This window comes from Salipiger abyssi, assembly GCF_001975705.1.
Lineage (GTDB): Bacteria > Pseudomonadota > Alphaproteobacteria > Rhodobacterales > Rhodobacteraceae > Salipiger > Salipiger abyssi.
In genome coordinates this window covers 40,170-60,070 of sequence record NZ_CP015095.1, presented here as the reverse complement: position 1 = coordinate 60,070, position 19,901 = coordinate 40,170, and the positions used below count along the sequence as shown (strand labels likewise).

The window sequence follows — 19,901 nt, the reverse complement described above, 5'->3', positions numbered from 1 at the left end:
TGTCAGCTCACTGCAAGGCGTAGGTTTCGGGATCGAGCTTGGAATAGATCTCGTCCCAGTAGATCGCCTGAAGCGCCTCGCCCGACTCCACATCGGCGGTCAGCTCTTTCCACTTGGCGATGAGACCGCCGATCACCTCGGCCTTCTCGCCGGCATCGTCGAGTCCGTATTTATCGACGAACTCCTCGACGATGGTGGCCTGATCGCCCTCGACAAAGGCCGCCGAGGCCTCGAGCAGATCCGGCGCAGCCTCGTGGATGCCGATACCGATCTCGCGCGCCACATCCATCGCGTCCTCGGAGGCCTGCACATAGGCATAGGTGCCCTCGGCCACGAGATGCGAGGCGGTGTCGATCAGCGCCGCGCGCTCCTCGACGGTCATGCCGCGCCAGGTGTCGAGATTGGTGTTGATGTCGCCCACCCCGGGAAACACGCCGCCCGGCACGCCGGTGGTCATGTCGGTCACCACATCGGTGAGCTGAAAGTTCACCAGCTCGGTCGGCGCAAAGAACACGCAATCCACCACGCCCTGCGACAGCGCATCATAGGCCTCGTTGGCAGAGATGGTGACGCTGGTGGCGCCGACATTCTCGGCCCAGCGGGCCCAGCTCGGCGCGGCGGTGCGCACCTTGATGCCGGCGAAATCCGCCTTGGTCACAACGGGCTTGGTGCATTGGGTGAGATACACGCCGGTCGAGTGGCCGCCGAAATAAACCTGGTTCTGCCCGGCGAATTCCGCCGTGCATTCCGGGCAATGCAGCGAGATATATTCGGTCACCGCCCCGGCCATGGCATAGCTCGCCACATCGGCGGGTGTATTGGCGGTTGCCATCATGTTCATCGCGGCGGCAAGGTTGCTGTTGGCGAATTCCGCCGGCTGATACTGATAGGTCGCCCAGCCCATATCGACGATATGATCCGAGATGCCCTGCGGCGTCTGGCGCAGATCGAGCAGCGACAGCGGGTAGAGCTTGATGTTCAGCCCGTGGGTTTCCTGCGCATAGCTCACCACCTTTTCCAGCGTCGTCACCGGGGTGCTGCCGGTCGGGAACCCGATGGCATAGGTGAGATCCTTGGCCGAGACCGGCCCGGCGGCGCTCAGCGCCGCGACCGCGCTCGCGGCCAATGCGTGTTTGAACGAGATTTCCATTTTGATTGTCCTCCCTGTGCAAGATCGCCGGCTCCTCTTTCCGGCGGATCGCGCCCTCTGCCGCGCCGCGCCGGCCCATGAGCTTGGGCATGCCGCGCGGCCCGAAGGCCCGTATCCGGAGATGGCATGCAATCGCCGTGCCAAATGTAAGGACATGTAGAGCTAAAATATTTTACATATTTTTCAGCGCCCATATGCCGTCAAAGCCCCGGTGCACGCGCGGGGGCTGCCACCTGCGCAGCATCAGCGCAAAATTCATCTTAAAGTTGCATTTTGAGAAACACCCACCCCCGGAGAGGCGGCATTCGATCTGGCGGCACCTCACCGGGCCGCGGCGCGGTCGCACTTGCCCAACAGGCACGCGACACCGCTCAGTCTCCGCGCGCCGACCGATCCCCGCGCCTGCATCCTTCCGCGCCCGCAACACCGTATCCGGCGCAGCGAAGCGCACCGGGATTTTCCAATCACGACCCATACGCCCGCATCGTCGCCGACCGGCCGCGGATCAGCCGCCATATTTTCGCCTTTATACAGCAATATCTGCATGTTAAGGTCTTATTTCAAAGGTGCATATCTGACCGATTCTGCCCCCTTTCGTCGATCTCCGGGGCGCGGCTGTCGCCTTTGCGACACTTGCCGCGATTTCCATCCGCCGTCCCGCGCGCAGGCCGCCCCGGCCCGCAAGATGACCCCACGGCACCCGAAACCATGATCTATCAGCGCAGCCGCCCGCACATCGCGGGCCGCCCCGCCGTGGCGCCATGGAATTCGCATGTGTCAAACCGCCGACACTCGGCGCATCTCTGCCGTTGAGCGAAAAAACGGATCTACCCAAGATTGCATCAAATCAAAAAATGCAGTCGCCCCAGGGAGGTCACCATGCTGCAATTCGACCAACTCGTTTCGCTCAACTTTCAGGGCCTCGTCGTCGTCTTTGGCCGGGTCGCGGGCAGCGACAGCCCGGATATCTACTTCAACGTGCTCGGCCCCGGGACGGACCCGGACAGCGCCGCGCTCGACTGGACCGGCTTCACCAAACTGAGCTTCCCCGATCAGGTGCGCCAAGTGGGCATGGGGCTGATCACCGTGCTGGCCGATGCCGAGACCATGCAACCCTCGACCGCGCCCTTCCGCGTGGTGACCGATCAGAAATACATCTCCATCGTGCAGCAATCGGCGCGCGGCACACTCTATGTGAACCGCTTCCGCCTGCTCAAGACCGGCAGCGGCTCGAACCAGAAGACGGTGAGCTACACGCTCAACCCGGCCTGGGAGGTGCGCTTTGTGCGCAGCCACAAGCAGGACGTGCCGCTCGATAAATCCGACACGCAGGAATATCTCGACGCCGACGGCAAGCCGTTCCTGGAACCGGCGCTGGAACTGTCCATGGTCGATGCGGTGGCCGATGGCAATTTCGACGTGGCGCTGCTGCCGGTCGCCGGCTCGGAAACCCTGGCCTGGCAGTTCTGGACGCTGGCGCCCGACGGCACGACCATCAACCTCTTCAATTTCCCGCCCAGCAGCGACGGGCTTTTCGACATCACCGGCAAGACGCTCGGCGAGAATTACGGCATCGCGCCGGATTCCAGCTTCACGGTGCTGCCGGAAAAGGAGGCCGACCCGCTCGCCCTCGCCGGGCCGCCCCGTGCCGCGCTCTTCGTCAAGCACGAAAAGGTGGTGCAGTCGGACGGCTCCAGCATCGGGGTGAAACGCGCCTCGCGGGTGATGCTGACCCTGCCGGTGACCCTCGACGACGAGACCGAGACCGTCACCATCGACAGCGCTATCGGCAATGCCGGCACCATGGCCCAGCTCGACGGCGCGATCCTCGCCGACGCGATCGTGCCCGCCGAGTTCGATCTGGTCTTCACCACCGGCTCTTATCTGGATCTGACGCCGGGCGAGGGCGACAACCCCTTGGCCATCGCCGGCCCCTACGAGATGCATTTCATGGCCGCGCCCCGCATGCTGAGCGACGGGCTCACCATCCTTGGCGGCGATCCGGCGGCCGATCCCAAAACCGCCGCGCCCTACGTGAAAGTGGTCGATGGCGGCAAGCTCGAGATCGGCTTTGGCGACGGCACAAACGCGGTGAGCTGCCGCAGCCTGCATCAGGTGCTGTTTCCGCAGACCTGGTCCGAGATCACCGTGGCCTATGGCGGCGCTGGCGCCACCCCCTTCACCCTGACGGTCAACGACAACCCGGTGCCGCTGACCGCCTGCACCGCCGAGGCCGAGCCCACCGGCGCGCCCGTCACCACCATCGGCGGCGCCAGCGCCGGCTATGAGGGCGCGCTCAATCGCATCCGCATCGCGGTGGGTGGCACCGATGTGCTCGACCTGCCCAGCAACGCGGTGGATTACAGCACCACCCCGCCGACCACCCCCAACATGATCTCCAACGGGCTGACCGCCGCAGTCTACGGGCCCAAGCCCGAACCCTCCACCGCGCCGGTCAGCATCAACACCAATGGTGCCTTCTATGTCGATGCGGCGGGGCTCAGCTACTATGTCGGGCTCGCCGATTTCATCGCCCCCAAGGATCCCGCCTGCCTGATCGACGGCTCCGACGGGCTGCTGCATCTCTATTACCGCGGCAAGGACGACCTACTCTCGGTGTCGCAATATTCCACCCGCTCCGCCCGCGCGACCTTTTACGCCGACTGGTCGACCGACTGGTCCGAGGACGCGCCGCTGGCACTCACCCGCGAAAAGGTCGCGCTCTACCGCAATATTCCCAGCGAGGACTGGAGCCATGTCTCCGCCACGGTGCTTGCCGCGCCCGACAATTCGCAGACCGGCTTTGTGAACTTCGTCGCCCATCGCGTCGGCACCTATATGAACGACAGCGCCATCGAGGTGACGGCCTCGGCAATCTCACCGCTGCTCTGCGACGTGACGGTGACCGGCCCCGAGGGCGTCGGCGAGGAGATCTGGACCGGCCTGCCCCGCTCCATCGAGCCCTTCTCGCGGATCTGGAACGGCGCCGGCGCCGGCAACCCCGACGATCAGGCGGTGCTGAACCAGTCGCGGCCCTTCTTCGACTATACCGGCACCACGCTTTCGGTGCTCGCCGCAACAAGCGCGCAGGACGGCTATTTCCTCTTCACCTCGGTGCCCGGCATGGCGCTCACCCTTGGCTCGGCGGCGGTCGAGGAGGGCAGCACATCCGATCTGGCAACGCTCGCCTTCACCTCGTCGATCCCGCCGAAATGGACCGATGGCGCCACGCTCACCCATCGCTGGCCAGACATGCCAGCCACCGCGCGCGGCGTGACCGATGTGCTCTCGGGCCGCTCTGACAGCTACGATTATGCGACGGTGGAGACCCCCGGCACCCGCGCCTATGGCCTGCCGGTGGCGCTCACCCGTTCCGACGACGCCATGGCGCATGTGGTGATCTTTGTCCGCGACGCGCTCGGGGATTTCTCCGCCACGGTGAGTTCCGGTCCGGCAAGCGACCGCTGCGATGTCGAGATCGCGGGCTACGCCCTGCCCGATGTACCGCGCGACCAGACAGGGTTCGCCCGCGTGCTGAACGGCGACGACACGGAATACGGCTATCCGGAGGGGTACACCGAAGAGATCGTCCCGCAGATCTATGCGCTCACCAACGGGCTCACCGCTTCGGTACTGAACGCGACCGCCGCGCAGACCTCGCCGCTCGCCTATGCCGGGCTGCTGCGCGCGCTCTATCAGGGGCCGCATTACGATGCTTCGACCATCGCTCCGATGGCAAAGAGCCCGGCGCGCGTGCTCCAGAAGGCGGAGCTTGTCACCGATAGCGGCAGGACCAGCGTCACCGGCTCGCGGCTCTTTGGCGCGGTGATCGCCGATCCGCCGACCAATGGCGGGCTCGGGCGGCTCTCGGACACCGCCAGCTACACCAATGGCAAGGCCCCGGTGCTGATGCCCGGCATCAACGGCGGCTGGATGCGCGTCGTGCCGCAGTTCAGCCTGCAAAACGAGGCCAGATCCGCCAGCTATGTCGGCTTTGACATCGACAAGAGCTATCCCCCGGCGCTGCAACTGGCCATCGACAGCGACCTGACCGTCGAGAGCTGGCTGAAGCCCGACGCCTCCGCGCGCGGCGAGACCTCGCGGCTGCTCACGTATAACGAGACCGGCACGCTGAACCATCCCGACCTGCCGGTGCAATACATGATGGGCACGCAGCAGGGGCCGGGGCTGATCGTCGATGACAACACATATCTTGGCGCCTCGTTCAACTTCACCGGCCCGGACCTGACGCTGCAAACCTATGTCAAACCGTCCAGCGACACCGCCAGCGGTCAGATCTTCATGGTCTCGGCGGTGCGCGGCGGCGCCACCTTCCTCACCCTGTCGGTCACCCCGATCGGCAAGGCCGAGCTGAGCTTCCGCGGCGGCACGGCCACCGTCACCTCCACCGGTACCCTGCCCGCGCAGACATGGAGCTGCATCACCCTCTCGGTGACCGATATCGGCGCCGGCAAGGTGTCGCTGAAACTCTATGTCGACGACGGCGCGCCGGTCACCGTCGAGGCCGAGAACGACTTTTCCGATCCGCTGGGCGCGCTCACCGTAGGGTCGAACACCGGCGGCAGCATGCAGGCCACGCTGAACGGCGTCGCCTTCTGGCAGCGCGCGCTCTCCGACACGGAGGTGCGGGAAAGCGTGCTCTACGGTTTCCCCGACAACGACCCGCAGCTCGGCATCCGCTGGAATCTCGCCGAAGGCGCGGGCACCCAGATCATGAACGCCGCCGCCTCCGGCCCGGATTACGACACCAAGGTCATCAACCCCGCAAGCCCCGCCTGGGACGCGGCGGGCGCTTTCGACGTGCCCTATGCCGGGCGCAACGATTACGTGCTGGTCTCCAACCGCATCGTCAAGGACTGGACCCATGTGGCGCTCAGTTCGAAACAGGGCTGGGGGCTGGCGCTCGACGGCGCCAGTTCCGGCACGGTCGCAGATGGCGACGCCTTCAACCCCGGCCCCTCCTTCGCGCTCGAAGCCTGGGTCTTGCCCGACACGGTCAACAACAAGCAGATCATCCTGGAGAAACCCGGCAGCTACTCGCTCGCCGTGACCACGCTGGGGCAGGTCTCGCTGACCGTGAACCTGACGCAGGAAAGCAGCGACTACCGGTTGCCCCCCACCCATTTCGACCACTCCGTGAGCACGGCCATCGCCGCCGGCAAGGCCTCGTATGTCGCGGTGAACTTCACCAGCGGCACGGTGCCCAACGACAGCGGCAGCAACGAGTTCGTCGCGCAGAAATACTTCGTCAAGGCGTCGATCTATGTCGACGGCCAGCTCGCGGCGGAAAACAATGTCGAGGATCTCGACCAGCCGGTCTCGATCTCGAACGAGGACAGCGCCTTTTATCTCGGCATCGGCGGCGCCCGGACGTTCGAATTCATCGGCAAGATCTCGCATGTGCGGGTCTGGGGCCGGACGCTCAACAGCGCCGAGATCGCCCGGGTCAACGCCTTCCACACCCTGCCCGCCAGCCGCGACGGGCTCACCGCAAGCTGGGATTTCGACGAGCAGAGCGGCACCGTCGCCAGGGATGCCGTCGGCGACAACGACATGGTGCTGAGCTCCAACCAGCTCTGGACGCTCTGGCAGGACGTGGCCAGCGCCGAGATCTGGGTCGATGGCGGCGCCAGCCTGCCGCAGCGCAAGACCGCCACCGATCTGGGCGGCTATGGCGACAGCCAGATGACCATCGGCGGCGCGCTGGCCGAGGGCAGCCTCACCCTGCCCTTCACCGGGCAGTTCGACGACATCCGCCTGTTCTCCATCCGGCTCACCGGCACCCAGATCGGCGAGAGCAACAACACCCCGCTCGGCGGGCAGGAAGACGGGCTCAACGCCTACTGGATGGTCGATGCCGGCTCGGGCGGCGTGCTCTACGACATGACCGGCAAGGGCAATAACGGCAGCCTGCTGCCCAAGGCCAAGCCGCCGGTCTGGTCCGCCGGCGCCGCGCCGATCCAGAACGAGGCGGAATATGTGGTCAACGCGCTTGGCGGCGCGGTGGATTACCACAGCGCGCAGATCGCCGGGCAGCCCTCGGTGGTGGAATACGCCAGCCTCCAGAAAGACGCCTATGGCGCGGTCTACTCGGTGATGATGCGGGGCTATTTCTACTTCACCGACGTCGGCAATACCGAGCTTCAGACCGGCTACAAGGTCGGCGATCTCGACACGGTCTTTGTCGGCCAGGTGCAGAGCAAGCCCAGCATCGTCGGCTATATCGAGGGCGGCCCGCCGCTGCCCAGCGAGAACCAGACGCTGGCCTACTGGTCCGGCGACATGGGCGGCCCGGCGCGGCTCTACTCCACCACCAGCACCGTTGCCTATATCGAAAGCGAGACCAAGACCTGGTCCTTCAGCGCCAGCCAGGGCTCGACCTTCAAGGGCGAGTTCAACATCAAGGGCGGGCTCTATCAGGTCACCAAGACCGGCACCTCGGTCGGCGTCGGCGCCGAGGCCGAGACCGAAGCCCTGGAGAACAAGCTCAAGATCGGCGCCAAGCTCAAGATCGGCGGCGATATCGGCCATACCGACGGCGTCAGCCAGAGCCATTCGCAGACCCAGGCGCTGACCGCCTCGCTGACGCCCTCGGGCACCTGGGAGCCGGAGGACAATATCCTCAACCCCACGGTCGGGCGCCGCTACATCCAGAACAACCTCGGCGCGGCGATCGTGAAATCGGCCACGGCGGATCTCTACATGATGGCGCTCAAGGGCACGCAGACGCCGGTGGGCTATCAGCTCATCCCGAACGAGACGATCCCGGTCGATACCAATATCATCGACTTCCCGATCAACCCGAAATACGTCAAGAACGGCACGCTCGACGGCAAGGTCGGGCTGGTCAACGACCCCGATTATCCCAACGCCAATGCCGAGCGCGGCAGCTATTTCAAGCCGGTCGAAGCCTATGCGCTGAAACGCCGGATCGAAAAGCAGGAGCAGCAGCTCGCCGCCTATTACGATCAGTTCAGCACCGACAAATACCGCGTCATCGGCTCGCTGGGGCGGGTCAAGGACGAGCTGGGCGAAAACCCCGCCTTCAATTTCGGCGATCAGACCAACCAGCGGAGCCTGTGCAACAATTACGTCTGGTCCGCCGGCGGCGGGCTGCGCAAGGAAGAGCAGTCGGTCGCCAACAGCTATTCCGAGACCTATACCGGCGCCAGCTCGCTGACCGTCGCCGGCGGGATCGAGGCCTCCGCCGATATCGGCACGCCTTTCGGCGGCTACTATATCGAAGCCGACGTTCTGCTCGGCAACACCTGGTCGATGACCGCGACCAAATCCGCCAGCGCGTCCAACGCCTTCAGCCTCGCCTGCACCGTGTCGCCGACCGAGTTCCTCTCGGCCCCGATCATGGAGACGGACGAGACCGGCGCATTGCTCTTCAAGGGCTACGAAAAGACGCCCGCGCCCGGCAAGGTCGACGCTTATCGCTACATGGCCTTCCTGCTGGCGCCGGCGGCGGAGAACTTCACCGCGCTGAACCAGGTGGTCGATCCCAACTGGCTCAACAACGCCACCACGGCGGCGGCCAGCGCCATGCGCGAGGCGCTCAGCGATGCGACGCAGCCCTGGCGGCTCCTATACCGCACCACCTATGTGAGCCGCGTTCCCGCGCCGTTCCAGCCGGTCAGGGACGACACCACCAGCCCGACGATCACGCCGCCCGCGAACGTGCCGTCGAATTACTGGCTGATGGCCATCGTCAACCGGTTCGTTCCGACCCCCTCCCCCACCCCGCTCGAGATCGGCACCGCCATCGACCAGGTGCTGGGCAGCCGCGCCACCCCCGGCGTGCTCAAGGATCTCATCCCTTGGTGGGAGAGCTTCTACGCCAAGGCGCAGGAATACGGATCGGAGGAATTCATCGAGTTGGCCGAGCTTCGGGTCGACCTGCTCGACTACATGCTCTCGGCCTATGAGGCGGCGGCCTACGCCGAAAGTTAATCCCAGAAAACGCAACAGGAGGAATATGTTATGCTGAAAGATGACACCAGCATGGTGATCACCGGGCTCTGCTCCGGACTCACCATGAGCATTGGCGGCGCGGTGGGAACCGTGGTCTCCTACACCACGCTCACGGGCCTTTCGGGCTACGAGATCGAGAAGAAGGAAACCAGCGACGGCAAGAGCTATGACGCGCTGACCATCGTGAACGAACCACAGGCCGAAGACCCGCCCTCGGTCAAGCTGTCGCTGCTCTTCACCAGCACGGTCAGCTTCGGCGAGCTCGATCTGGAACTGCGCTACAACGACATCCCGGTCGAGACCCAGGTCCAGGTCGCCAGCTCGCTCTCGGCGCTGTCGATCTCGCGCCGGGACATCTCGGGCGACAGCCTGATCGGCTCCGCCGCCACCGATGTCGACCCCACGGAGATCACCCTCGACCTGATGCTCTGGATCGCCAAGCCCGGCGAGCTGAGCCGCGGCTCCGAGATCAGCATCTCGCTGTCGAAGATCGAGGGCGGCAGCGGCGGCCCGGTCAACAAGACCCTGCTCGAAAAAACCGAACTCACCCTCAGCTGAGCCCCAACGGAGGACACACCCATGGCACAAGAAACCTGGCCCGGAATCGTCGTGCGCTGCACCGGCGGCGAAGACGGCACCACCCCGCGCAGCGCCTCGTCGCAGTCGCCCGACATCCTGATTTCCGGCACCGAGCCCTATGAGGATCCGGCCTTCCTGACCGACCCGGCGAATTACGGAGAGTCCTACCCCAACTCGCTCTATATCGGGCTGCCCAACTATCTCTATGTGCGCGGCAAGAACTACACCGACGCGCCGCTCGACGGGCATTGGAACCTGTTCTACGCCGAGCCCAATATCCTGCTCTATCCCTATCTCTGGGAAGAGAACCAGCTCCGCACCTCTTTGGGCGACATGAACCCGCCCTTCTCGATCGAGCCCGGCGCCATCGGCGCCTCGACCGATCCCTTCACCTGGGTGCCGCCGGACGTATCCGATCACTATTGCCTGGTCGCCGTCGCGGCGACCCCAGATCACGGCAACCCGGTGTCCGGCGTCAACAATATCAACAGCCTTGCCGAAGTGCTCTCGACCAACGCCAATATCGCGCAGCGCAACGTGCAGATGATCCGGGGCAACGTGCCGCAGGTCGTGTCCAAGGCCCGCTTCGATCAGGGCGCCGAGGGCGCGCTGGTCGATCTCGCGGTGGTGTTCAACAATATGCCCAAGGGCAGCAGCTACACCGTCTCGTCGGGCACGCCGCTGGACGGCAAGGCGCTGTCGCACAGCGACTCCAACACCCAGGACAACAATTTCAAATACGCCTGGACCGATCTCTACATCCCGGCGCAATGGGTCACGATGTTCAACTACACCATGACCTTCGGCAGCGACTGGAGCGGTATCCCGCCGGATGCGATCCCCTCCATCGAAATCCGCAGCGAGGTTGTGATGGACCAGAGCCACCCGCTCTACGAGCTGGGGGTGGAGGCCGTCGATCCGGCGACGGGCAAAGCCCGTGTCAGCGCACGCGGAGGACCGGTCAGGATCATCACCGCCGGCTCGGTGAAGACAATCATGCCGGATGTTGGGCCAAGTTGACCGCAGGGAACTTGACGCACAACTGAAAGGCGTGAATACTCGAATTAATACTCTATTTGGTTGTGTAATTTCGCGCCCGGTCCGACGACCGGCTGCATCGAGGAGGGACAAGATGACGCTTCGATCACGATCAGTGGGCGCGGCGGTCACCCGACGCACCTTCCTCGCCTCGACCGGAAGCGCGGTTGCGCTGACGGTAATGGGGGTGCCGCTGTCCTCCCCGGCGGCCCCCCCGGGCCCCGCCGATATCGGCACCGACGGCTCGCCGGTGCCGGGCGTCGCCAGCCAGCGCATCGACGGGCTGGCCAAGGTGACGGGCCAAAAGGTCTATGCCCGCGATTTCAACGCCCGCGACATGCCCGGCTGGCCCGATACGCAATGGCATGCGCTCTATCTCGCAGCCCTCACCACCTCCCAGGCCTTCAAGGGGCTCGACCTCTCCTCCCTGCCCGCCGAGGCGCAGCCGACGCGGGTGGTTCTGGGCAACGAGCTCAGCCCGACGATGCGCGCGCCGCAGCTCGATCTCAACCGCGACCTGCATATCGACGAGCGCATCGCCAAGGCGCGCGCGCAGCGGCTCAAGGCCCGCAAGAGCGGCGGCGATGTCGGCAGTTTCAACCTGCCCGACGAGCTGCTGTTCGATCTGATCGTGGTGCCGGGCAATGTGCCCAATTTCCTCGGCCAGGCGGTGGCGCTGCTGCTTTTCGACAGCCTCGCCGGCTACCGCGCCGCGCGCCGCGCCATGGCCTTCAACGACGCCGCCTATCAGCGCTACGGCGCCGGCAATCAGGACGGCCCGCCGCTCGGCACCGCCTTCACGCCCAAGACCACCTATGTGAAATACCGCGACCAGTTCAGCTATGCCACCGCCGATCCCGACACCTATATGGATCAGGTGCCACAATGGCAGGAGAGGATCAACGACACGCTCGACAACGACGCCAGCCTCATCCGCCAGCCCTTCAGCGCCGAGATGCGCGCCATGGACCCGATGTTCATGGAGCCAGAGGCCGGGCTGGTGTGGATCGACAGCGGGCTCGACACCATGCATCTGGTCCTTGGCACCCAGTCGCCCGATGGCGATATCGCAAATATCCTGTCGATGTATGACAGCACCGACGCGCCCTTCCCGCTCAAGGCGGTGAACCTGACAAGCTGCTATCCCGGCGGCGGTTTCGGCGGGCGCGACAGCTCGCCGTTTTCGCTGATGCTGGCGCTCGCCGGGGCCTATTCCGGCGGCAACCCGGTGCGGCTGGCGCATGACCGCTTCGACCAGTTCCGCGTCGGGCTGAAACGCCACGGCGCCGACCTCAGCGGAGAGCTTGCCGTCGATCCCGACATGCGGCTGCAATCGGTGCAGATGACGCTGACATTCGACGGCGGCGGGCGGCGCAATCTCAGCCCCTATGTCGCCTCGCTGGGGGCGCTCTGTGCCGGCGGCTCCTACACGATCCCGATGGCGAATATCTATGCCGAGGCGGTCCACACCCAGAACGTCTCGGGCGGCTCGCAGCGCGGCTTTGGCGGGCCGCAGGCGTTTTTCGCCTTCGAGACCGCGCTCGACGATCTCGCCGCCGCGCAGGGCTGGGATCCGCTGGAGCTGCGCGCCGCCAACCTGCTCACCGAGGGCGACACCACCGTGGTCGGCGGCCCGGTGGAGCAGCCGCTCAGCCTTGCCGAGATGCTGGAGATCACCCGCACGCAGCCGCTCTGGGCCGAGCGCGAGACGATCCAGAGCGAGTATGCGGCGCGCGGGCTGACCTATGGCACCGGGCTGGCGCTGTCCTTGCAGGCCTATGGCACCTCGGGCGACGGCATGGTCGCCTCGGTGCTGCTCAACCGCGACGGCAGTCTCACCGTGCAATCCGACGCGGTGGATATGGGCAACGGCTCTGCCACCACGCTGGGCGTCGTGATCGGCCCGATCCTCGGCGCCAATGCGGCGCAGGTGGATATGGGCTGTTACACGCTTTTCGGCATGACCGGGCTCACCACCAGCGACCCCGAGGGCAGGCGCTGGGACAACCCGAACTGGACGGCGAAATCCGTGGGCTCCTCCTCGGCCTGCCTGACCGCGCTGCATCAGGTCCACACCGTGCGGCAGACGGCACAAGCGCTGTTTCAGGCCGCAATCCTGCCCGCCGCCGCGCAGATCTGGGGCACCCCGCCGCTCAGCCCCGATGAGGTCGCCTGGCGCGACGGCGCGCTGGTGCTCACCGGGGGCGGCGGCACACCCCTGCCCCTCTCGCAGCTCGGCGAGACCATCTATGGCAGCGACCTGCCCGCCGGCGCGCTCGGCCATGGCTATTTCCAGAACACCTGGGCCGAGGCCAGTTTCCCCACGCCCGGCGGGCTGCTGCCGCTGCAACTGGACGGGCTGGCGTTCTACCCGCCCGGAGGCGCCGCGCCGGTCCCGGTCACACGGCAGGACACCGTGGGCCCCGACAGCGCCAGCAAACGCTATTCGCGCTATGTCTGGGCGCCCTGCGTCAATGTCGTCGGGCTGACCGCCGACACGACCAGCGGCGCGGTACAGGTCGAGAACGTGCTGAGCGTGCTCAATGCCGGGCAGATCCACGTCCCTCAGCTTGTCTCGGGCCAGAGCCAGGGCGGCGTCGCCATGGCGATCAGCTACACGCTGCTCGAAGACATGCCCCCCGGCATGGAGGGGCCGGCCAACGGCATGTGGAACCTCAACCGCTATCACCTCGCCCGGGCGCAGGACGTGCCGCTGCGCACCGATTACACGCCGGGCGAGCGTGGCCAGCAGCTCATCACCCTCGCCCCGCCCCCGGGCGGCGCCCCCGCCGGGCGCGGCATCGCCGAGGCGGTCATGTGCTCGGTGCCGCCGGCGATCTCGAACGCCCTGCGCGACGCCACCGGCAAGCGCTTTACCTCGCTGCCGATCACGCCCGCGAAAATTCTGGAGGGTCTGGGACAATGATTGCCATCACCGTCAACGGCACCGCCTATCAGCTCGACGACAGCCGCTCGGGCGACAGGCTCATCGACTTCCTGCATGACGACCTGAACCTCACCGGCACGAAATTCTGTTGTGGCATAGGGGTTTGCCGGGCCTGCACCGTGCAGGTCAGCAAACCGCCCAACCCCGCGCCCTCGCCGGTGATCAGCTGCTCCACCGCGCTCGGCACGCTCGACGGATCCGAGGTCGCGACCATCGAATCCGTCGCGAACGCGGGCGTGCCCGACCCGGTGCAGCAGGCCTTTCTCGACAATTTCTCGTTCCAGTGCGGCTATTGCGCCCCCGGCTTCGTGATGGCGGCGCGGATCTTTCTCGACGGGCTGCGCGCGCAGCCGATCCCCGAGGGCGAGATCGACGGCGCCATGATGGAAGCGATCGGTTCGCATATCTGCCGCTGCACCGGCTATGTCCGCTATTTCGAGGCGCTGAAGCCGCTGGCGCTCGCCGCCAATGCCGGAGGGGCCGAGCTGTGAACCGTGTCGCCGTCACCGCCCTCGCGCTCGCCGCCGTCACGCCGCTGGCGGTCACCTTTCTGAGCGCCCCGAAACCCGCCACCGCGCAGAGCGCGTCGCAGGTCTATGGCCAGAGCTGCGCCGCCGATATCGCCGCGATCCCGTCTTTCGACTGTGCCGAGGGCGTCACCGTGCCGGTCACCGTCGAGGGCGTGGCGGTCACCGACCGCGCCCCCGCCACCTGCGACCGCCCTGCCCTGCTCGACAATGGCGCGGGCTCCGACGGGCAATGCGTGCCGTTCTCGCGGATCCTGAACCTCTCGACCGAGACCGCGCAGATCTCTGTCATGTGCCGGCAGAAGAAATATCGCGCCGAGGGCAGCACCGAGTATGACGAGATCGACGTCATCGCCCACAACCCCGCCAGCGGCGCCACCTGCTGGTTTCAGGCCAAGGCGGCGCCCGGCGAGACGGTGAGCGGCGTCGCAGTGCCCTCCCCCACCGACGCGGTCGATGCCAGCTTCTGGGAGGCGCCCGAGAGCGTGGTCGCCGATGGCTGCGGCAATTGCCACGACAACGACCCGTTCATGTATTCGCCCTTTGTCGGGCAGGTCTGGGCGCATGTGCCGGTGAATCCGTTCGGCCCCTATGGCCATGTCGATCCCGGCTTCGGATTTGCCGCATGGCCGACCCAGGCGATGAACATGCGCGACAGCACCTGCACCGGGTGCCACCGCATCGGCTCCGGTCTGCTGAGCCCGCCCGATCCGGACAGGGAAAAGCCCGGCTCCTGCGGCCAGCTCGCCGCCTGGATGACCGGGCTCGCAACCCCCGCCGGCGCCGATGCCGAGGCCGCCGCTTATCCGCTCAGCCACGCCATGCCGCCGGAATTCGGCGGCACGGAGGACGCCTGGAACGTGATCTATGCGCAAGCGACCACCACAGTGCAAAGCTGCTGCACCGATCCGACGCAGGAGATCTGCACGCTCACACCGATCCGATCTTATCTCGACGGTCTTTCCGCAAAATGAAGAATTCGGTCAGCTACCCACATTTGATGAAGGCAAAGATCCTCGCGGATCTGCCGACCGAAAAGAAGATGTCCTTCCTGAACCAGTGCTCGGTTCGTGTGGTGCACACGCCCGAGCGCATCCTGATCCAGGGCGACCGACCGCAGGGCATGTTCCTTGTCGCCCATGGCCGGGTGGATGTGGCGCATTCCGGCGAGCATGGCGAGCAGACGGTGATCTGCCATATCGGCCCCGGCGATGTGGTGGGCGAGATCGAGACGACCTCGGGCATGCCTTGCGTCGCCACCTGCACCGCGCTGCCGGTCACCACGCTGCTCTTCTGCCCGACGCCGCTGCTGTATGAGTTCCTGAAACACCCGGTCTTCATCCGCAACCTCGCCGCGGTCTTCACCGCCCGCATCGCCCGCGACAACCAGTCCAAGGCGACCGACCAGCATCTGACGGTGGATGAGCGGATCGGCCTGCGGCTGCGGCAGCTCTCGCAGGGCAGCGACCGAATCCGGGCGAGTCAGGCCCGCCTGGCCGAGATGGTGGGCTGCTCGCGCCAGACCATGAACAAGTCTCTGGGCCGGCTGCGCGACGCGGGCATCATCGACATTCGCAAGGGCGAGGTGCGGGTGCTGCGCCCCGAGGCACTGACGCGGGTGAACGGGCAGTCGCTGCACTGAGCCCCCTGCCCCGCCGCCTATGTGTCACCATTCCACCGTGATCTCGTCCACATCCGCATCCACCGCCTGCGCCGCCGCGAGCAGCCAGGCGGTGAGATGGGTGGCGACATAGCTGGCGTGAAAGCGCGAGGGCGCAGTGAGACAGAGCCGCCCGCCATCGCGTCCCCGCCGCTCCAGCCCCGCGACCCAGGCGGCGTAGCGGGAGGGATCTTCGCTATGCAGCACGCCCCTGGCCAGCGCCCATTCGGTGCCGCCCGAGAGATCCGGCGCCTCCCCCCTGCCCTTCACCGGCAGTGGCACGACCTTGCTTTCCGGCGCCGCCTCCGGCCCGCTCAGGCGCTGCTCCAGATCGGGGCCGACATCGGCCCAGCGGTCGCGGCTGTCTTCGAGAATCCGGGCGATACAGAGACTGTATTCGCTGACCCTGCCCCGCGCGCCCTGACGCGTGACCTCGAGCCAGCCCATGGCGCGGAGCTTGGCCATCTCGCGTTTGACGGTGCGTTCGTCGACCTGCCAGAGCCGGGCAATCTCGCGCTGCCCGACGGCAAGCTGATCGCGGCCCCAGTTGTAGCGCGCGGTGATCAGCGTCATCAGCCGCAGGACCAGCCGCTGACGGCCCTTCTCCTGCGCCAGCGCATAGGCGCCCATGACCGTGAGCAGGTCGTATTTCAGAGCCGCGGCATTGCGCCCGGCCGGTTTTGTGGCAAGCATGCCCGCTGCCCCTTGCAACTGTCCGTCCCCGCGGGGACTGCCTCGAATATGCGGGCTCTTGCGCGGCCCTGGAGATCGGCGCGCTGCATTCTCAGCGTTCTTTCCCGATCTTCGCCTATTAGCGTCCGGAAGAACGATTCTGTCAAGCTTTGAGCGAAAAGCGTCCGGTTTCAGACCCAAATCAGAAAGAAAAAATCGGTATTCAGGTATTGGGGGACACCCAGACTGTCCCCTATTGGGTGCAAAATGTCCCCCAATATGTGGTGGGCGTCGATCCGATGTCCCTCATTATGTCCGCCCGGCATCAAGAGATTTCCGAATCGGTGGCGGCATTTGCGCGGCGGGTATGTCCGATCGCCGGCACCCTTGTTTTGCGGGGCGTGAAATTCCTTTGTTTTGCATAATTCGTTTTGCACGGAATGTAAATCCATCGTAAAAACGCAAGCATGAGAAATTTGCGTCCCGCAGAGCCGGCGTTTGGCTTGGAAGAAGGACGGAAGACCGTCCCCCGGGACGTCAGGCAATGCGTCCCCGCGGGGACAGGAGGCACGATGTTTACACATGAAGACCTGTCGAGGTTGCAGACCCAGTCGCTCAAGATGCAGGGGTTTATCCGGCAGCAGACCTTTTCGCCGGAGATGACCAAGACCCTGCGCCGCTTTTCGAGCTGGGAGGTGGCGGAGCTGATCCTGAAGGTGAACCAGTCGACCCTGCGCGGTCGCATGGCTGCCGACCCGACCCTGCCACAGGGACAGGTCGAGGAGGACGGGCGCCAGCGCTGGTATGCGCTGGAGGAGATCAACGAGATCCGCCGCCGGCTCAAGGTGAACCGCAAGAGCCTGATGCCGCACCGCCCTGCCGGCAAGCGCGCCTTCCGCACCGCCATTGCCAATTTCAAGGGCGGCGCCGGCAAGTCGACCGTGGCGCTGCATTTCGCCCATGCCGCAGCGCTCGACGGCTACCGCGTGCTTTGCGTCGATTTCGATCCGCAGGCGACGCTGAGCCACTCCATGGGGCTCAGCGACGTGACCGAGGAGTATACGGTCTGGGGCATCATGGCGCGCGATCTGGTGCGCGAGACCGAGCGCATGAACGCGGCCGTGCGCGGCGCCGAAAGCGGCTCTGCCCTGCCCCAGCGGCGGCTGCCAGAGGCGATCACCGGCATGGGGCTGCGCGACCTGCGTGTTGCCGATTTCATCAAGCCGACGAGCTGGCCCACCATCGACCTCGTGCCCTCCTGCGCCAATGCCGCCTTTGTCGAATTCGCCAGCGCCCAGTACCGGCATCTCAACCCGGAATGGTCGTTCTTTGCCGCCGTGTCGCGCTATCTCGATGCGCTGCCGGTCGATGCCTATGACATGGTGATCTTCGACTGCCCGCCCGCCATCGGCTATCAGAGCATGAACGCGGTCTTTGCCGCCGACATGCTCTATATTCCCTCCGGGCCGGGCTATTGGGAATACGATTCCACCACCTCGTTCATCGGGCAGCTCTCCGAGGCGCTGGCCGATCTCGGCGGGTTCGAGGACGCTGTCCCCGCGGGGACACTGCATCTGCCGAAGGTGTTTTACGACATCCGCTTCCTGCTGACGCGCTACGAGCCGGGCAACGATCTGCATCGGGCGATGCGTTCAGCCTTTCAGAAGGTTTGGGAGGATAGGGTCACGGAGCACCCGATCGAGATGACCCGCGCGGTGGAGCAGTCGGGCCGGTTCCTGAGCTCGATCTACGAGATCGACTACCGGGAGATGACGCGCGAGACCTGGCGGCGCGCGCGCACGTCGTTCGACCGGGCTTATGAGGAGTTCCGTGGCCACGCGCTGGCGGCCTGGGACAAGCTGGAGGATGAGGCATGAGCAAGAAACGCGGTTTCGACATCGACTTTCCCGGCACCGCCGACGGCACCTATACCGGCGGGCAATCCTCCGGGGCGCGGCGCGGGCCGATGGCCTCGGCGATCAACGAGAATGCCGAGGCGCTGCGCGAACGCGCCGCCGCCGAACGCGCGATCCGCGAAGAAAACGACCGGCTGGCGCATGAGCATGTGCGGCTCAAACGCGCCGGGCTGATCACCGATCTGGTGCCGCTCGACGCGATCCGCACCGACAAGCTGACCCGCGACCGCAGCCTCGCGCCCGATCCGGAGATCGGGGAGCTGAAGGACTCGATCCGCGAGATCGGCTTATCGAACCCGATCCGGGTGGAGCCGGATGGCGACGGGTTCGAGCTGGTGCAGGGGTTTCGCCGGCTGACCGCTTTCCGCGAGCTTTACGCGGAAACCGGCGACGAGGCTTTCGCGCGGATCCCGGCGGGGCTGGTGGCTTCGGGCGAGGCGCTGGAGGGGCTTTATCGGCGGATGGTCGACGAGAACCTGGTGCGGCGCGGTGTGTCCTTTGCCGAGATGGCGCAGCTCGCGCTGAACTTCGCGCGCGATCCGGGCACGGCGGCTGAGGATGTGGAGGAGGCGGTGGCGATGCTCTACGCCTCGGCGGGGCGGCAGAAGCGGAGCTATATCCGGCATTTTGCCACGCTGCTCGATGCCATCGGCGATCGGCTGCGCTATCCGGAGGCGATCCCGCGCAAGCTTGGGCTCGATCTGGTGCGGCAGATCGGGGCGGAAGAGGGCTTTGCCGAGCGGTTGCGCGCCGCGCTGGAGGCGGCGCCCGAGGGCGATGCCGAGGCCGAGCTGGCGCGGCTTCAGGCGGCGCTGGGTCCGGAACCGGAGCCCAGGCCAGAGCGCAAGCCAGAGCGGCGCACGGGGCAGGGCGACGCGGACAGCGCCGCCAAGACGGTGCTGCGCTGCACTGTCCCCGCGGGGACAGTCCGTTGCGCGGCGCGGGACGGCAAGGTCGAGTTGCAGATGGAGCGGGATTTTTCCAGCGTCGACCGGCACCGGCTGGAGGCGGCGGTGGCGGCGTTCATGGCAGCGCTGGATAGCTGAGGTCTGATTGAGCGGAATTTTTGAGGCGCGGGCCGGGTGGCGCGCGCCTTTTTCGCGTTTGGGGCAGGGTGAGCATTGACGGATTTCGGGGGGATGACGAGGAGGCCCAGTTACACACTATATATTGGGGCGAGCGCAATTTGTTGCGGTAATGGCGGGTTTTGGCATCTATATGCGGTGTTCGCCGCCGGGCCGAGGGTGCCATGCGGCGTGTTTCTTCGTCCTGCGTGAGAGATACGGCGTCTAATGCTCTGGAAGGGCAGTATTTTTCCGTCTAAAGCGCATTTTTTGGTGCCGAGTTTTGCCGATCCTGTCGGGTAGGGCAGGGGGCTCGCGCAGCGGTAGGCAGATTGCCCACTCTGTGGCTG

At 65.8% G+C, this 19,901-nt stretch carries 12 protein-coding genes; 10 read left to right on the top strand and 2 right to left on the bottom strand.

Features of this window, described 5'->3' with window-relative positions:
• Positions 1-7 precede the first annotated feature (7 nt).
• A complete protein-coding gene (dctP, locus tag Ga0080574_RS24750; protein WP_076706211.1) occupies positions 8-1,150 on the bottom strand; it encodes a TRAP transporter substrate-binding protein DctP in 1,143 nt (380 codons plus the stop codon).
• 879 nt (positions 1,151-2,029) lie between these two features.
• Between dctP and Ga0080574_RS24745 the strand changes: the two genes are divergently transcribed.
• The 7 genes from Ga0080574_RS24745 (at position 2,030) to Ga0080574_RS26350 (ending at position 15,881) form a co-directional block, all read left to right on the top strand.
• Positions 2,030-9,127: a LamG-like jellyroll fold domain-containing protein gene (locus Ga0080574_RS24745; protein WP_076706210.1), complete on the top strand. Its 7,098-nt coding sequence runs from the start codon at positions 2,030-2,032 to the stop codon at positions 9,125-9,127.
• A 30-nt stretch (positions 9,128-9,157) separates the two neighbouring features.
• Complete coding sequence (locus Ga0080574_RS24740; protein ID WP_076706209.1) at positions 9,158-9,706, top strand: hypothetical protein; 549 nt, start codon at positions 9,158-9,160, stop codon at positions 9,704-9,706.
• A 21-nt stretch (positions 9,707-9,727) separates the two neighbouring features.
• The gene (locus Ga0080574_RS24735) at positions 9,728-10,747 is read left to right on the top strand and encodes a hypothetical protein (RefSeq protein ID WP_076706208.1); all 1,020 of its coding nucleotides are present in this window, start codon (positions 9,728-9,730) and stop codon (positions 10,745-10,747) included.
• A gap of 112 nt (positions 10,748-10,859) precedes the next feature.
• Positions 10,860-13,691 carry a xanthine dehydrogenase family protein molybdopterin-binding subunit gene (locus Ga0080574_RS24730; protein ID WP_198039867.1) on the top strand — a complete coding sequence of 944 codons (2,832 nt, stop codon included), beginning with the start codon at positions 10,860-10,862 and terminating at the stop codon, positions 13,689-13,691.
• A complete protein-coding gene (locus Ga0080574_RS24725; RefSeq protein ID WP_076706206.1) occupies positions 13,688-14,203 on the top strand; it encodes a (2Fe-2S)-binding protein in 516 nt (171 codons plus the stop codon). The genes Ga0080574_RS24730 and Ga0080574_RS24725 overlap by 4 nt, the downstream gene beginning before the upstream one ends.
• The gene (locus Ga0080574_RS26355; RefSeq protein ID WP_076706205.1) at positions 14,200-15,213 is read left to right on the top strand and encodes a hypothetical protein; all 1,014 of its coding nucleotides are present in this window, start codon (positions 14,200-14,202) and stop codon (positions 15,211-15,213) included. The genes Ga0080574_RS24725 and Ga0080574_RS26355 overlap by 4 nt, the downstream gene beginning before the upstream one ends.
• A gap of 26 nt (positions 15,214-15,239) precedes the next feature.
• A complete protein-coding gene (locus Ga0080574_RS26350) occupies positions 15,240-15,881 on the top strand; it encodes a Crp/Fnr family transcriptional regulator (RefSeq protein WP_076706204.1) in 642 nt (213 codons plus the stop codon).
• A gap of 24 nt (positions 15,882-15,905) precedes the next feature.
• Here Ga0080574_RS26350 and Ga0080574_RS24710 read toward each other — a convergent pair whose 3' ends face one another.
• Entirely contained in the window at positions 15,906-16,592 is a 687-nt protein-coding gene (locus Ga0080574_RS24710; RefSeq protein ID WP_076706203.1) for a hypothetical protein, read from the bottom strand.
• 149 nt (positions 16,593-16,741) lie between these two features.
• Between Ga0080574_RS24710 and Ga0080574_RS26115 the strand changes: the two genes are divergently transcribed.
• From Ga0080574_RS26115 to Ga0080574_RS24700, 3 genes are all read left to right on the top strand, one after another.
• Positions 16,742-16,996 (top strand): hypothetical protein, encoded by a 255-nt coding sequence (locus Ga0080574_RS26115; protein WP_156876480.1) that lies wholly within the window; start codon positions 16,742-16,744, stop codon positions 16,994-16,996.
• 147 nt (positions 16,997-17,143) lie between these two features.
• The gene (locus Ga0080574_RS24705) at positions 17,144-18,448 is read left to right on the top strand and encodes an AAA family ATPase (RefSeq protein ID WP_076706202.1); all 1,305 of its coding nucleotides are present in this window, start codon (positions 17,144-17,146) and stop codon (positions 18,446-18,448) included.
• Positions 18,445-19,533, top strand: a complete 1,089-nt coding sequence (locus Ga0080574_RS24700) for a ParB/RepB/Spo0J family partition protein (protein ID WP_076706201.1) — start codon at positions 18,445-18,447, stop codon at positions 19,531-19,533. The genes Ga0080574_RS24705 and Ga0080574_RS24700 overlap by 4 nt, the downstream gene beginning before the upstream one ends.
• The last annotated feature ends 368 nt before the right edge of the window (positions 19,534-19,901 follow it).